Raw genomic sequence first — 14623 nt, 5'->3', positions numbered from 1 at the left:
GTTCGGCGGATAGCGCAAGGGGAATGGCCATGTTCGGCCATTCCCCTTTTCGCATATGTGGAATCGGAAATCACACCACCTTGTTGTCGTAGGCGAAGACGACGGCCTGCACCCGGTCGCGGGCGTGGATCTTGGCGAGGATGTGGGCCACATGCGTCTTGACGGTGGGCAGGCTGATGAACAGCTTGTCGGCGATCTCCTGGTTCGACAGGCCATGCGCCACCTCGATGAGCACCTCGCGCTCGCGCTCGGTCAGCTCGTCGAGCTCCGGGTCGTGGTAGTCCGGGTTTGGCTCATGTGGCTCCTGTGTGCCGTCCGTGTCCGCGCGCCCGAATCCGTCCTCGGTCATCTTCTCGATGAGCCGCTTGGTGGCGGTGGGGGCGATGATCGCGTTGCCCTGGTGCACGGTGCGGATCGAGGAGAGCAGGGTCTCGGGCTCGGTGTCCTTGAGCAGGAACCCGGAGGCGCCGACGTTGATCGCGCTCATCACGTACTCGTCCAGGTCGAAGGTCGTCAGGATGATCACGCGGGTCTCGCCGTGCGCCGCGCTCCCGCCGTTCTTCGCCAGGTAGGCCTCGGCGTCGGTGATGCGCTTGGTCGCCTCGATGCCGTCCATGCCGGGCATGCGCACGTCCATCAGCACCACGTCGGGGTGCAGCTCCAGGCTCAGCGACACGGCCTCCTCGCCGTTGCCCGCCTGACCGATGACCTCCATGTCGCTCTGCGAGTCGATGACCATGGCGAACCCGGCCCTCACCAGCTCCTGATCGTCGGCGATAAGGACTGTGATCGGCTGTGTTTCACTCATGGTTCCACCTTAACAACACGCGGCGGCAATCGGGAAGGGGTGGGGAGCTGAGGGAAGAGGGGTTGGTTTCTATTCGTCATTCAGCGCCGCGCGTTCATCGGCCCGACCGGGTGCAGCAGCGGCTTCTGGGCCCCGTGCCCCTCGTCGCTGTCGCCGGTCTCGCGCAGCACCCGCAGCAGCGAGCGCATGCGCCGCAACGCCTCCCGGCCCTGCTCGCCGATGGCCTCGAACGCCTTGGCGATGTCCTCAGGGGCCGCCTGAACGCCGTCGTCGTCCGCCGCGTCGAGCAGCTCCAGCCCGCGTTCGGTCTGCTCGATCACCGTGCTCAGGGTCGCGCTCACCTCGCCCTGCATCGCCGATCCGATGCGCTCGCGTTCCCGGTTCGCCGCCATCACGCCCTGCCTGTCGGCCTCGGCGCGCAACGCCTCCTGGCGGGTACGCAGCACTAGCGCGTTGCGGCCGTTGGCCCGGGTCCACAGCGCCGCCGCGATCACCAGCGCGCACAGCGCCAGGCTCACCCCGCCGACGCTTGCCGCCAGCACCCAGTATTGCTCGCGCCCCTGCCACCACGTTGCGGGGAAGGAGCGGACGCCCCTGAGCCAGAGCACCGGCGTCTCGTATCCGGCGAAGAGCAGCACGATCTTGCCGGTGAAGAGCGCCGAGTCGACCAGCGCCAGCAGGCTCGCCCACGCCGGCGCGCGGCCCTTGCCGTAGAGGCACACCGAGTAGAGGGAGAGCAGGGCGAATATCACCGAGACCGGCACCGGCCGCAGGAACAGGCAGCCGGCCGCCGCGCCGAAGGCCACGCACAGGGCGCTGGCCCGTGGCATGCGGCGCCTGAGGGCCAGAGGCAGGATGAGCAGCAGGCTCACGGCGGCGAAGCCGAGGTATCGCGGCGAAAGGGACAGCAGGACGTGCTCGGGGGCGATCAGCAGGCTGTCGGCGCGGTAATGGCCGGCGAAGCTCTCCAGCGGGCTGCCGATGAGCAGCAGCGCGAGGGTGGTGACGACGTCGACCAGCAGGTAATGGCGGTCGAACCAGTGCGAGGCGCGCTCCACCCAGTTCGCCTCCTCGCCGGTGTTGGCCACGGTGTCGGTTGCCGGGGAGGGCACGGCGGTTGGGGAACCGGCATAGGGCCCGGCATTGGTGCCGGATGCGATGGCGGACTTGGGATCGGTTCCGGAATCGGTGTGGGCAACGGTATCGCTTGCGATGCCTGTTTCGGCATTCGTGCTGGTATCGGTGCCGGAATTGCCTGCGCGCCGTTCCCTCGCTATTGGTTCATCGCCATGTTGCCGCTGGCGGCACATGGAACGCCAGGCATGCTCCAGCCTGGCAAGTTGCGAGAACAGCAATGCCTTGATTCTGACGACGGGGGAGTCCGAGGGAAGCCCGTCGGATTCGGCGTGCGACCGCGCCGTTGACGTTGACGCCGTTCGCGCCGCCGATGATTCCAGAAATGCGTTGGTAGCTTGCGGGTCATCCCGCGCTGCCGATGACGCGATGGTGGTCTGAGGGTCGGGCTGCGCTGTGGATGACGTGGTCGTGGGCCGTGAATCGTGGTGTTCGGCCGATGCCGTATCCGCGTCGAGCGGCACGTCGAAAGCGACTTCGAAGCCTTGCCCGGAGTCTTTCGGACCGTAGGCCAGATGCCCTCCGGCGGCCTCGATACGCTCTCGCATGCCGATCAGACCGTAGCCACCACGGTGCCCGCCGGCGTTGTCATTGTGGCTGCCTGCTTTGCTATCGGGGCTGGCTGCATCATTGTCGTGGTCGTCTGTATCGCCATTGTGGGCACTGGCTTCAGTCGTTTCATCGACTTCGCAAGCTTCGTGGATTTCATTATCGCTTCCGGCATCTTTGCCAATGCCCGATACTCCGCGCCCGTCATCGCTGACCAGGACATGCAACCTGCCCGCGTCCCACCGTTCCTCCACGCGCACATGCGCGCCGGCCCCCGCGTGCTTGCGAGCGTTGGTCAGCGCCTCCTGGACGGCGCGGTAGACGGCGAAGCCGCACTGCGCGTCGAGCGAGTCGGGCCGAGCGTCACTGGTGACCATGCGCGTCACCCGCCCGCCTTCCTGCCGCGCCGTGGCGTCGGCCTGGCGCACGAGCCCCTCGATCTCGCCGTAGCCGGGGCGTTCATGCGCGCCGGAGGAGGCGAAGACGTCGAGCAGCGCGTTCATGTCCTCGAGCGCGCGGCGCGACTCATGGCGGATGGTCAGCATGGTCTTGCGGGCGAGATGCGGGTCGTGCGCGCCGGCGTAGCGTCCGCCGTCCGCCTGGACGATGACGGTGGACAGCGTGTGCGCCACCACGTCGTGCATGTCGCGGGCGATGCGCGCGCGTTCGGCCGTGCGGGCGATGCGGCGTTCCTCGGCCTCGCGGGCGGCGATGGACTCGTTGCGCTCGCGCAGCAGCCGGGCCGTGGCGAGCCGGGCGCGGGTCCAATAGGCGACGAAGCATGCGGCGAGCAGAGCGATGAGGATGGGGACGTCGACGACCAGCGACGCCTCGGCGAGCGTCCAGCCGCACCGGGCGCTCATCCCGGAATCGTAGAAGACGTTGCAGGCCTGGTAGGTCTGGCTCGCCCGGTCCATGCCGCCGCCGTCGCGCGGCCCCAACACCGGTCCGATCTCCAGCGCCCACGCGATGACGGGCCCGGCGGCCAGGGCCATGAGCAACGCCAGCGCCATGAACGCCCGGCCGTGCCTCGGATCGCCGTAGACGATGACCGAATAGAGCATCACCATGGCCATCAGGTCGGGCAGCGCGATCGCCGGCCCCGCCAGCAGCTGCGCCGCCACCAGCCCCGCGAAGGCCAGTGTGGAGGCCTGTGGCGCCACGCGACGGAACGCCACCGGCACCACCAGCGCGCACGACCACGCGAACTGCCGATACTGGCCGTAGCCCACCAGCAGGCCGGGCTCGTAGCCCCTGGCCAGGAACGCGAAATAGAGCACGAGGGCGGCGAGCAGCGTGTCGGCGGCCAGTGGATGGCGCCGTGACCATGCCGTCATGCTCGCGAGTCTGCCCATACCTCCAAGGCTAGCGCGTCGCCTGGCGAGGCGTCATCGTTCCCAGGGATGAATCCGTCCGGTTCCGGCGCGCGACACCGCTTCGGCGGGTCGTGCGCGACGCTGCTAGGGTGGACGTGAAACGTTACTCGAACAACGTTGCGTGAGAGAAGACGAGAGAATATCCGAAGGGGAAAGCAATGACGTTGCTTGCGAAATACTATGTGCCCGGCCTTGCCGTCGAGGACCATTCCATCAAGGTGCCGCTCGACTGGCGGATCAACACCGTGGGCAAGGGGTTCACCGGCGAGACGCTGAGCCTGTTCTACCGCGTGGTCTGCGCCCCCGAGCACGCCGGCGACGACCTACCGCTGCTGGTCTTCCTGCAGGGAGGCCCGGGGGGAGCGGGGCCGCGTCCGCTGAACCCGACGAGCGACGGCTGGCTGGCCGAGGCCATCAAGCATTTCCGCGTCGTGCTGCCCGACCAGCGTGGCACCGGCCGTTCCTCCTGCGTCGACTCGAACGCGATGGGGCGCATCGAGGGGGCGCGCGAGCAGGCCGAATACCTCAAGTTCTTCCTCGCCGGCTCCATCGTGCGCGACTTCGAGCACCTGCGCCGCACGGCGTTCGACGGCCGCAAATGGGTGACACTGGGGCAGAGCTACGGCGGCTTCCTGACCCTGGCTTATCTCTCCCTTTATCCCGAGGCGGTCACCGCCAGCTTCACCACCGGCGGCATCCCGCATGTCCCGGCCAACGCGCGCGAGGTCTACGAGCACACGTTCCCGCGCATGGAACGCAAGACGCGCCTCTATTACCAGCGCTACCCGCAGGACATCGAGCGCGTGGCCACCGTGGCCGACCGCCTCGCCTCCCGCCGGGGCAGGGACGCCATCACTCTGCCCAACGGCGACCCGCTCACCGTCGAGCGCCTGCAGACCCTGGGTTCCGACTTCGGCATGCAGCCCAGCCCCGAGCGCCTGCACTGGCTGATGGACACGGCCTTCGCCTCGGGCAACGGCATCGCCAACGTCCATGCCCCGCTGGGCGACCAGTTCCTCGCCTCGGTGATGCAGGCCACCGCCTCCACCCCGCTCTATTGGCCGCTGCAGGAGTTCATCTACGCCGACGGCGAGCTCGACGAGCCCATCGGCTGGGCCGCCCAGCAGGTGCGCGACGAGCACCCCGAATTCGCCGTCGACCACCGGCCGCTGCTGTTCACCGGCGAGGCGATGTTCCCGTGGATGTTCGAGCAGGAGCGCGCCCTGCGTCCGTTCAGGGCGGCGATGGACGTGCTCATGGCCGACACCCATTTCGGCAAGGTCTACGATCCCCTCCGGCTCAAGCGCAACGAGGTGCCGCTGCAGGCCGCGGTCTACTACGACGACATGTACGTCGACTCCGGCATGCAGCTCGACACGCTCTCGCGCGTGGGCAACTCGCACGCCTGGGTCACCAACGAATACCAGCACGACGGCATCCACCACGGCGGCAGGGTCTTCGACCACCTCTACCGCCTGGCGCTTGACCGGGGCGACCTGGAGGGCGTGGCCTGAGGGATTCGCGTTGGTTGGCGCTGGCTCGTGTGGCTTGTGCCGACTCGTGTTGACTCGTACCAATTCGCGTTGGTTCCGTCGATCGGTTGCTGCCGTGTTCGCAGCGACGGCGAATGGAACCGAATTGTCGGGAAACCGCGTTCGCGCCGCGCTTGGGGCCGCGGTTGTCTATGCTGATGACGAGACGGTCCTTCACACGGTCCGGCGGCCTCGGCCAAACAGGTCGCCGCGCGCCGGGCAGGCGGTGACGGACGGATAACGGCGACATCGACAGACAGCGACACGCAACGCGACAGCAAGGAGTTCTTATGGCAAGCGATATCAACGACATCACGGTGGGCTTCATCGGATTCGGCAACATGGCCCAGGGCATCGCCAAGGGACTGGTCAACGGGGGAGTCGTCGACGGCTCGCGGATCGTGGCCAACTCCGGTCATTTCGACAAGGCCCAGGCCGCCACCTCCGCCATCGGTGCCAAGGCCGTGCATGGCGCGAAGGAGACCGTGGCCGCCGCCGACGTGGTGGTCGTCGCCGTCAAGCCCAACCAGATCGAGACGGCGCTCGCCGATGTGCTCGACGACCTGAAAGACGACGGCAAGTTCGTCGTCTCCATCGCCGCCGGCCGCAACCTCGACTATTATCAGGGCCTTCTGGGCGAGGGCGCGCACGTGCAGTGCGTCATCCCCAACACCCCCGTCGAGGTCGGGCAGGGCATCTTCGTCACCGAGAACGCCAACACGTTGAGCGACGCCCAGCGCGCGACCTTCGAGGCGCTCTTCGGCCCGATCGCCCTGATCGAGCGCGTCGACTCCCCGCTGATGGACATCGGCTCGTCGGTGGCCGGCTGCGCGCCCGCGTTCACCGCCATCTACATCGAGGCGCTCGCCGACGCCGGCGTGAAGTACGGCCTCAAGCGCGAGACCGCCTACCGCCTGGCCGCCAAGATGACCGAGGGCGTCGGTGCGCTCTACATGGCCACCGGCACCAACCCCGGCGCGATGAAGGACGCCGTCTGCTCGCCCGGCGGCACCACCATCAAGGGCGTGACAGAGCTGGAGAAGCAGGGCTTCCGAGGCGCCGTTATCAGCGGCGTCGACGCCATCCAGAACGGCTGAGATTTTCAGTTCTCGCTTCCAGGCGTCGCGTGGCTTCCGGCTGCGCGACGCTTTTCCATATGCTGCCCATGGCTGCTCATGGCTGTCCGGTGGTGGGGGAGCGCGAAGGATTCGATGCTGTGTTTCGGGATTCAGGGGCTTGGGACGTGGAGAGACACGGGTTTCCGTGGCCGCGCTGCGCCCTGTGCCCTCGTACCGGTCTTATCGGCGTCACGTCAGTCTAGCTTTTTATATGACGGCCAACATGACTGCGCGAGGCCACGGCGGCGCCGGCGCATCCCATCACCGCGAGCAGCAGTCCGGCCAGGATGACCCACTGCCCGCCGGTCAGCGGCAGCCCTGCGACGGGGGTGTGCCTCCACACCGCATAGATCACCAGGGTCGTGCCGTCGGTGTTGGTGGCGATGGTGGCGCCGGCGTCGGTGTATTGGGGCTCGGTCGCATGCGGGCTGCCCGCCCATCCCAGGAAGTCGTTGCCATTGCGCGTCGGGACCTTGCCGGGGACGGCCGGTGTGCCGTTGTCGTGGTCGGGCCAGTCCGCGACCGGCGTGATTCCCGTGCCGTCTTGCCGGTGTCGGTGCAGGTGGCCTTAGGTGCGGGGACGTTACGTTGTATCGGGCCGCTTGTGCCTTTGATTTGTGCGGCCGCTGACGGCTGCGCGTCGCCCAGTTTCGGTACGGCGTGACGTGTCAGATCGGTGGTTGGAAGCGCGGCGGAACGGGACGATATGCGTGGTGAGCGTGACGGTTTGGCGGTCGGCTGCGCAGCTGCGGCCAATGACGGTGCGCTCGGGCTCAGGCTTTCTGCCGCGGCATCATCGTGACGGGGGGGGTAGCGGTTTTGGCCTGTGCCGGCGACGGGACCGTGGTCAGGGCGAGGCAGGCGGCGCAGGCCAGCGCCGCGCACGCCGCGAGCATCCGCCTCATGCCGTGCGCCAGATCCGCCATAGCGTTGCCGTTCCCCTCGCTGTCGCCGTCTGTGGCGGCCTCGTTCTCCTGCCGTCACCTTCGCCGGAATCGACGAATCGGACGGATTATTCTCAATCTATATATTACATATGGCATGGCCCGTCGCCAAAGTGGGCCAAGGCACCGGTATCGTGTTGTCGGCTGGCCGGTTTCCCGGTGGGGCCGAACCGTGTCCTCGCGTCAGGGCGAAAACCTATAGTTCGTTATATCGAAATGTTGCGCGACGCTGCGGGCGCCTGTGGCCATGGCGGCTTGCGGAAGTGCGGCGGACGGAGAGGGGTGCGTATGCCGAGGTTGGTGCTGGCGTCCAAGCCCATCGGCGCCGTGAGGGCGATCGTGCGCAACCATATCAGGGTCTCGGGCCTCAAGCTGGCCTACATTCCCACCGCCGACGCCAACGACTGGTCCAGGTTCGCCCGTCCCGTCATCCGCTTCCTGCTGCGCCGCGCCGGATTCCGCGTCCACCAGCTCGACATCGCACGGGCCGGAGGGCGCGAGATCGACTGGGCGCTGCGCCATTGCGACGCCATCTACGTCGGCGGCGGCAACACCTTCTACCTGCTGCAGGAACTGCGCCGCACCGGCGCGGACGAGCTGCTGATCGGGGCCGTCGAACGCGGCAGCCTCTACATCGGCGTCTCGGCGGGCGCGGTGGTCATCGCCCCGGACATCGGCTACATCGCCGCCATGGACGACCGCCGGGCCGCCTCCTCGCTGCGCGACACCAGGGGTCTGCGGCTCGTCGACTTCCATATCGTCCCGCACCTGGGCGACTCGGCGATGGGCCGGGCGGCGAAAAGGATCGCGCGCCGTTTCGGCGACCGGCTGCGCCTCCACCTGCTCGACGACGACCATGCCATCGTCATCGACGCGCCGGCCGGCGTCCACGTGCCGCGGGAATGACACGGACGCGAACCACGGGAATACGGCAATACAGCCATATAAAAATCAATCAATGAATGAATAACAGAATAAAAAAAGACCCGCCCGGCGGCACCATGGAATCATGGAAGCCGCCGGGCGGGCCGTTCAAACCGACAACCGGCCCATCACGGACGATGGGGGCTCACGTCGATCTCGTCGAGCGGGATGATGTGGGTGTGGTTCTTGATTTTGTAGCCGAAGTAGAGGATCAGCACCAGCGGCACGCTCAGGTAGGTGATGCCGATCTCCTTCCAGTCGAAGTTGATGATGGCGCTGATGTTCTGCCCGCAGATGATCGCGATGCACAGGATGAGCGCGAGGATCGGTCCGAGCGGGAAGAGCTTGGCGTGGTACTTGAGCTCCGAGAGCTTGTGGCCCTGCTTGATGAAGGCCCTGCGGAAGCGGAAGTGGCTCAGCGCGATGCCCACCCAGGCGATGAAGCCGGTGAGGCCCGAGGCGGCGACCAGCCACATGTAGATCTTCTGGCCGTAGATCGACGTCGAGAACGCGAGCAGCGCGATGATGGTCGTGACGGCCAGGGAGGCCAGCGGGATGCCGTGCTTGGTGGTCTTGGAGAAGATCTTCGGCGCGTAGTGGTCCTCGGAGAGCGAGTAGAGCATCCTGGTGGAGGCGTACATGCCGGAGTTTGCCGAGGAGATCACGGCGGTGAGCACCACCGCGTTCATCAGGCTCGCCGCGAAGGCGAGGCCGGCGCGCTTGAAGACCAGGGTGAACGGGGACATGGCGATGTCGCCGTTGGCCGAGGAGAGCAGGTTCGGGCTGGTGTAGGGGATGAGCGCCGCGATGACGACGATCGAGAGGATGTAGAAGATCAGGATGCGCCAGAAGACGCTGTTGATCGCCTTCGGCACGGCGTGCTCCGGGTCCTTGGACTCGCCCGCGGTCACGCCCACGAGCTCGGTGCCCTGGAAGGAGAAGCCCGCGATGAGGAAGACGCTCAGGATCGCCGGGATGCCGCCGACGAACGGGGCGTCCTTGTAGGTGAAGTTGCTGAAGCCGACCGCCGGCTTGAACATGATGCCGAAGATCATGCAGAAGCCGAGGATGAGGAAGACGACCACGGTGACGATCTTGATCAGCGAGAGCCAGTATTCCGTCTCGCCGAACGCGGAGACGGTCAGCGCGTTGATGATCAGGATGAAGGCGAGCACCAAAAGGCTCCAGATCCAGCCTGGGGTCTTGGGCAGCCAGTACTGCATGAGGATGGCCGCCGTGGAGATGTCGACGGCGATGGTGATGGCCCAGTTGAGCCAGTAGTTCCAGCCCATTGCGAAGCCGAGCGCCGGGTCGACGTACTTGGCGTTGTATGTGGCGAACGAGCCGGAGACCGGCTGGTTGGTGGCGAGCTCGCCGAGGCTGGTCATCAGGAAGTAGACCATGATGCCCATGGCCAGGTAGGCGACGAGTCCGCCGCCCGGGCCGGCCTTCGAGATGGTCGAGCCGGAGGTCATGAACAGGCCCGTGCCGATGCAGCCGCCGAGGGCGATCATCGAGACATGGCGGGTCTTGAGGTTCCTCTGGACGCCGTTGTCGCTTGCTTTGCTTTCGGTCGCCTTCGTGGCGCCCTGGGGCTTCCCGGCAGGGGAAGGGGCCTCGTCTGTATGTGCGGTCGGTACCGACATACCATTCCTCTCTCTAGGGAAAAGGCTATGTGGCCGAACCTTGTTGCGGAACACATCCCGGTGTTCACGAACCGATGATGCATCCCTCTCGAAGATTCCACCAACGATATTTCATCAATAGCGCTTCACGGACGTGTCCGCGACAGTCCCGTGCCTATTGGGCCCGGGCCCAACCATCAGCGCTGAATGCCGCCAACAATTTCGGCTGGAGCCCTGTTCATCCGCGGTCATCGACGCAATCCCGTCTCGCGCGGCCTACTGGTGGATCCAGCGACCTCTTCTGTGAATATTGGATAGGAATACTATAGGTGATTTTGGGGACAAAATATACGAACACCTGCATATTCATCTATTTTCAATGTATCGCCAGAGCTTTGTGTCGTATGAGATTCAGGGGAAAACAAGCTCATTTTTTATTCATTTTTTTATTGGATATACAGTGTGTTTATGACATATTTTACGCCGTCTGCGACATTCGTCACAGCGCCGGATCCTTGGCCGGGGCGGGTGCGACGGTTCAGGTGCGATGCCATGGCGGCGCGACGGCGTTTCCGCAATCGCGCGGGGTGCGCTTCGTCCAGCTTGCCCTTAGACTTGAGGTATGTCTTTAACCATCGGAATCGTCGGTCTGCCCAATGTCGGCAAGTCCACCATGTTCAACGCCCTCACCCGCAACAACGTGCTTGCGGAGAACTATCCGTTCGCCACCATCGAGCCCAACACCGGCATCGTGCCGCTGCCCGACAAGCGCCTGCCCGTGCTCGCCGAGCTGGTGGGCACCGAGAAGATCGTGCCCGCCACCGTCACCTTCGTCGACATCGCCGGCATCGTCAAGGGCGCCAGCGAGGGCGAGGGCCTGGGCAACAAGTTCCTGGCCAACATCCGCGAGGCCGACGCGATCTGCGAGGTCGTGCGCGCCTTCAAGGACGACGACATCGTGCACGTCAACGGACGCGTGGACCCCGCCGACGACGTGGAGACCATCAACACCGAGCTGATGCTCGCCGACCTGCAGACCATCGAGAACTCGCTGCCCAAGATCGAGAAGGACCTGCGCGGCAAGAAGGTCGAGCAGAGCTACGTCGACGCGGTCAAGAAGGCCCAGGAGATCCTCGAGGCCGGGGAGACCATCGACCACGCCGCGTCCGCCGGCAAGATCGACAAGGCCGACATCTACGACCTGCACCTGATGACCGCCAAGCCGTTCATCTACGTCTTCAATGTCGACGACACCGAGCTGGGCGATAAGGACTTCCAGAAGCAACTCGCCGATTCCGTGGCGCCCGCGCAGTCGATCTTCCTCAACGCGCAGTTCGAATCCGACCTCACCGAGCTCGACGAGGCCGACGCCCGAGAGATGCTCGTCGACGCCGGCCTGAAGGAATCCGGCCTCGACCAGCTGGCCCGCGTCGGCTTCGACGTGCTCGGCCTGCAGACCTTCCTGACCGCCGGCGTCAAGGAAGTGCGCGCCTGGCAGATCCACCAGGGCTGGACCGCCCCGCAGGCCGCCGGCGTGATCCACAGCGATTTCGAGCGTGGCTTCATCAAGGCCGACATCGTCTCCTACGATGATTTCGTCGCCGCCAAGGGCAGCATGAACGAGATCAAGGAGGAGGGCAAGCTCCGCCAGGAGGGCCGTGACTACGTGATGCAGGACGGCGACATCGTGGACTTCAAGTTCAACGTGTGAATGTGCGAGGCTCACATTTTTTGAGAGTGTCAAAAAAATGTGAGCCTCGAAATTTTTGAGGACGCTCGAAAATCGTTGGAAATCCGCGGTTTTTGGCTCGCGGCGAATGTTCGTTCCTGTTCGTTTGGCTCACATTTTTTCGGGGCGTCGAAAAAATGTGAGCCTCGTTGTCTCATTCGGCGAAAACTGGTCGCTCATCCAGCCGGATTTCCCCGGTTCCATTCCACTCCGCCAGCCAACCGATGACGGTCGGGTCGTCATCCAGATACCAGGCGCTCAGCTGGTCGTTGAACGTGTCGCGGGCGGGCGGCTCAGTCGGGACGGCGAGGATGTCAGGGGAACCCAGCCGCAACAGCAGGCCATTGGCGGCGAGCAGGGCGGTGCGCTTGTTGCCATCGCCGAACGGCTGCATCTTCGCCAAGGTGGCGAACATATGTGAGGCGCGGTGCAGTGCCGGCGAAGATTGCGATGGTTCGGTCCCGTGTCCGCTGTTCGAAGGCGAGGCGCCGCCGTCGCCTGTGGCCAGGTCCAGCTCGTGTTCGATCGCTGCTTCGTCGGGAACCGGCGGGGTGTAGGTGCCTCGACGGGTGGAGACGATGACGTTCTCGGCCGTTCTCAGCACGCCGGGTTCCATCGCCGCCGTCCGGGTCATCTTCGCGTTGATGCCTGTGAACCATGCCAGGTCCATGGGGTGGGCTGAGTAGTCATATTCAATGACATATGACGAGGCGTCTTTCAGGTCGCACAGCAGCGCATAATCGTTGCGCGATCCGACGACCTGGGGATTGCCGGTGCGCAGGAACTCCTCGGTGGCCATGCGCGAGGTATTGAGCCCGTCGAAGGTGCGCCCCATCCGATATAGCAGCCCGGCGAGTCCCTTGACGGTCATCAGAGGGGAGGCATTGCGCTGTGTTGCCATGATTCGTTCTCCTCGCCGACGTAACCAATCGAAATTCTATGGTGAACAGTCTGATCGCCATGGCTTTCGATTATAGAAGATGCCACGCAATATTTCCTAGATCGTGGATTTCCTTTACACTGACAATTAGAACAACGCAGTATTGAGGCATCCGTTCAATCGGGTTAAGCCGTTCTTGTAAGGAGATGCTGAATGGTTGAGATCGACGGTATTGTCCATGCCGACGATCCCGGTGAGGAATTGAAGGTTACGTCCGCGCGGGTGACCGACGATTACATCATGCTGGTCACCTTCTCGACTGGTGAAACCAGGCTTTGTGATTTCACCGAGTTGTTCGATGAGGTCCCGGCCTTTGAGCCGCTGAAAGACGAGAAGGCGTTTGAGGATGTCGCCGTCGTGCACGGCGTGCCCATGTGGCAGAACGGTTCCATCGATATTTTCCCGACCTACCTATACGACCATTCCTATGAATACGAGTCGCATGGAGAATTGGTTTCCGTCTGAATGTTTCGGGAACGACCATGTGCGAGGCTCACATTTTTTGAGAGTGTCAAAAAAATGTGAGCCTCGAAATTTTTGAGGACATTCGACAATCGTTGGAAATTCGCGGTTTTTGGCTCGCGGCGAATGTTCGTTCCTGTTCGTTTGGCTCACATTTTTTCGGGGCGTCGAAAAAATGTGAGCCGGGCGCCCGAACCTGGGTGATAATGGGAGGGTATTTCATTCTTCTGAAAGGAATCGATATGGCAGATCAGCGACGTGTGGTGATTCTGGGCGGGCATGGCAAGGTGGCGTTGCTCGCCGAGCCGAAACTGAAGGAGGAGGGCTTCGCGGTGGACGCGGTCATCCGCAACCCGGCGCAGTCCGACGACGTGCGCGCGGCGGGCGCCAATCCGGTCGTCTTCGACATGGAGCATGCCAACGTCGACGCCTTCGCCGAGCTCTTCGAGGGCGCCGTGGCCGTCGTCTTCTCCGCAGGCGCCGGCGGCGACGACCCGGTGCGCACGCATGCGGTCGACTACCAGGCCGCCGTCAACGCGATGGACGCCGCGCAGAAGGCCGGCGTGCGCCGCTTCGTGATGGTCTCCTATGACACCGCCAGCCGCGACCCGGAGTCGATGGGCTGGCCCGAGTCGTTCGTGCCCTATGCCCGCGCCAAGCACGACGCCGACGCCCACCTGCGCGACAGCTCTCTGGACTACACCATCCTCGGCCCCGGCGTGCTCACCCTCGAGCCCGAGAGCGACAAGATCGTGCTGAGCGACGACCATGCGATGATCGACGGCAAGCCGGCCACGGCCGAGCAGCGCGCCACCTCCAGGGGCAATGTCGCGGCGGTCATCGCCCGCGTGCTGGGCGCCGACGTCGCCAAGCGCAAGACCATCGCCTTCTACGATGGCGACAAGCCGATCGACGAGACCCTCATCTGAAAGTACCTCGTGCCGCTTTCGCGGTCCCATCGCCGTTCCCGTGGATTTGAGCCCGGGAACGGCGATTTTCATACTCTCGGTGGCCCGTCGCGACCGGTCGACCGGCACCCTGTGGTTAGATGGATTGATAGGCAATGCCCAAAACGGCGAAACCGACGAACCGAAAGGCCATCATGCAGCAGAAACAGTACGTGTGCGAGAAATGCGGGTGCCAGCGCTACACCTCCGACCAGTTCCAGGCGACCGGTGGCGAGTTCGCCAAGCTCTTCAACGTCCAGAACAAGAAGTTCATCACCGTCAGCTGCGCGCAATGCGGCTACACCGAGCTCTACCGCGCCGAGACCGACGCCGGCATGAACATCCTCGACTTCCTGATGAACTGAGAGGAGCGGTTCGTTCGTCCTCCGCCATTTTCGGCTCGTCAAGCTGTCACCCTGCTCCGGACACCGAGTAGGCATCAGGTATATTGCGCATTCCGGCACCCGATATCGAGGAAGCGCAAAGTTCGATGAAAACCTCGATGTTCGCTGATTCCGGTTCCCCTATCGCCCGG

The 14623-nt window shown here is 64.6% G+C and carries 13 protein-coding genes and 1 riboswitch; of the genes, 7 read left to right on the top strand and 6 right to left on the bottom strand.

Annotated elements, in window-relative coordinates:
• Window positions 1-70: 70 nt before the first annotated feature.
• Both PT282_RS05030 and PT282_RS05025 read right to left on the bottom strand, forming a co-directional pair.
• Window positions 71-808 (bottom strand): response regulator transcription factor, encoded by a 738-nt coding sequence (locus PT282_RS05030; RefSeq protein ID WP_277168456.1) that lies wholly within the window; start codon window positions 806-808, stop codon window positions 71-73.
• 80 nt (window positions 809-888) lie between these two features.
• The gene (locus tag PT282_RS05025; RefSeq protein WP_277168455.1) at window positions 889-3828 is read right to left on the bottom strand and encodes a histidine kinase; all 2940 of its coding nucleotides are present in this window, start codon (window positions 3826-3828) and stop codon (window positions 889-891) included.
• 197 nt (window positions 3829-4025) lie between these two features.
• Between PT282_RS05025 and PT282_RS05020 the strand changes: the two genes are divergently transcribed.
• The gene (locus tag PT282_RS05020; protein WP_277168453.1) at window positions 4026-5381 is read left to right on the top strand and encodes an alpha/beta fold hydrolase; all 1356 of its coding nucleotides are present in this window, start codon (window positions 4026-4028) and stop codon (window positions 5379-5381) included.
• A gap of 308 nt (window positions 5382-5689) precedes the next feature.
• Complete coding sequence (proC, locus tag PT282_RS05015; protein ID WP_277168452.1) at window positions 5690-6496, top strand: pyrroline-5-carboxylate reductase; 807 nt, start codon at window positions 5690-5692, stop codon at window positions 6494-6496.
• A 220-nt stretch (window positions 6497-6716) separates the two neighbouring features.
• Here proC and PT282_RS05010 read toward each other — a convergent pair whose 3' ends face one another.
• Window positions 6717-6872, bottom strand: a complete 156-nt coding sequence (locus PT282_RS05010) for a hypothetical protein (RefSeq protein ID WP_277168451.1) — start codon at window positions 6870-6872, stop codon at window positions 6717-6719.
• A 418-nt stretch (window positions 6873-7290) separates the two neighbouring features.
• Window positions 7291-7443 (bottom strand): hypothetical protein, encoded by a 153-nt coding sequence (locus tag PT282_RS05005; RefSeq protein ID WP_277168450.1) that lies wholly within the window; start codon window positions 7441-7443, stop codon window positions 7291-7293.
• 306 nt (window positions 7444-7749) lie between these two features.
• Here PT282_RS05005 and PT282_RS05000 point away from each other — a divergent pair, with 306 nt between their 5' ends.
• Window positions 7750-8367 carry a Type 1 glutamine amidotransferase-like domain-containing protein gene (locus PT282_RS05000; RefSeq protein WP_277168448.1) on the top strand — a complete coding sequence of 206 codons (618 nt, stop codon included), beginning with the start codon at window positions 7750-7752 and terminating at the stop codon, window positions 8365-8367.
• A 146-nt stretch (window positions 8368-8513) separates the two neighbouring features.
• Here the strand turns inward: PT282_RS05000 and PT282_RS04995 are convergent, their stop codons facing one another.
• Complete coding sequence (locus PT282_RS04995) at window positions 8514-10031, bottom strand: amino acid permease (protein ID WP_277168447.1); 1518 nt, start codon at window positions 10029-10031, stop codon at window positions 8514-8516.
• 110 nt (window positions 10032-10141) lie between these two features.
• Window positions 10142-10319: riboswitch (Lysine riboswitch) on the bottom strand.
• A 313-nt stretch (window positions 10320-10632) separates the two neighbouring features.
• Here PT282_RS04995 and ychF point away from each other — a divergent pair.
• The gene (ychF, locus tag PT282_RS04990; RefSeq protein WP_277168446.1) at window positions 10633-11721 is read left to right on the top strand and encodes a redox-regulated ATPase YchF; all 1089 of its coding nucleotides are present in this window, start codon (window positions 10633-10635) and stop codon (window positions 11719-11721) included.
• 172 nt (window positions 11722-11893) lie between these two features.
• Here ychF and PT282_RS04985 read toward each other — a convergent pair whose 3' ends face one another.
• Window positions 11894-12640: a Fic family protein gene (locus tag PT282_RS04985; protein ID WP_277168445.1), complete on the bottom strand. Its 747-nt coding sequence runs from the start codon at window positions 12638-12640 to the stop codon at window positions 11894-11896.
• Between the two features lie 192 nt (window positions 12641-12832).
• Between PT282_RS04985 and PT282_RS04980 the strand changes: the two genes are divergently transcribed.
• The 3 genes from PT282_RS04980 (at window position 12833) to PT282_RS04970 (ending at window position 14453) form a co-directional block, all read left to right on the top strand.
• Window positions 12833-13144, top strand: coding sequence for a DUF2442 domain-containing protein (locus tag PT282_RS04980; protein ID WP_277168444.1), 312 nt, complete (start codon window positions 12833-12835; stop codon window positions 13142-13144).
• 239 nt (window positions 13145-13383) lie between these two features.
• Window positions 13384-14070, top strand: coding sequence for an SDR family oxidoreductase (locus PT282_RS04975; protein ID WP_277168443.1), 687 nt, complete (start codon window positions 13384-13386; stop codon window positions 14068-14070).
• Between the two features lie 173 nt (window positions 14071-14243).
• Window positions 14244-14453 carry a zinc ribbon domain-containing protein gene (locus PT282_RS04970; RefSeq protein WP_277168442.1) on the top strand — a complete coding sequence of 70 codons (210 nt, stop codon included), beginning with the start codon at window positions 14244-14246 and terminating at the stop codon, window positions 14451-14453.
• Window positions 14454-14623: the final 170 nt, after the last annotated feature.

Origin of the sequence: Bifidobacterium sp. ESL0763 (assembly GCF_029433395.1) — a bacterium.
GTDB lineage: Bacteria > Actinomycetota > Actinomycetes > Actinomycetales > Bifidobacteriaceae > Bifidobacterium.
The sequence above is the reverse complement of the archived record's forward strand: the minus strand, read 5'-3'. Positions and strand labels throughout refer to the sequence as shown.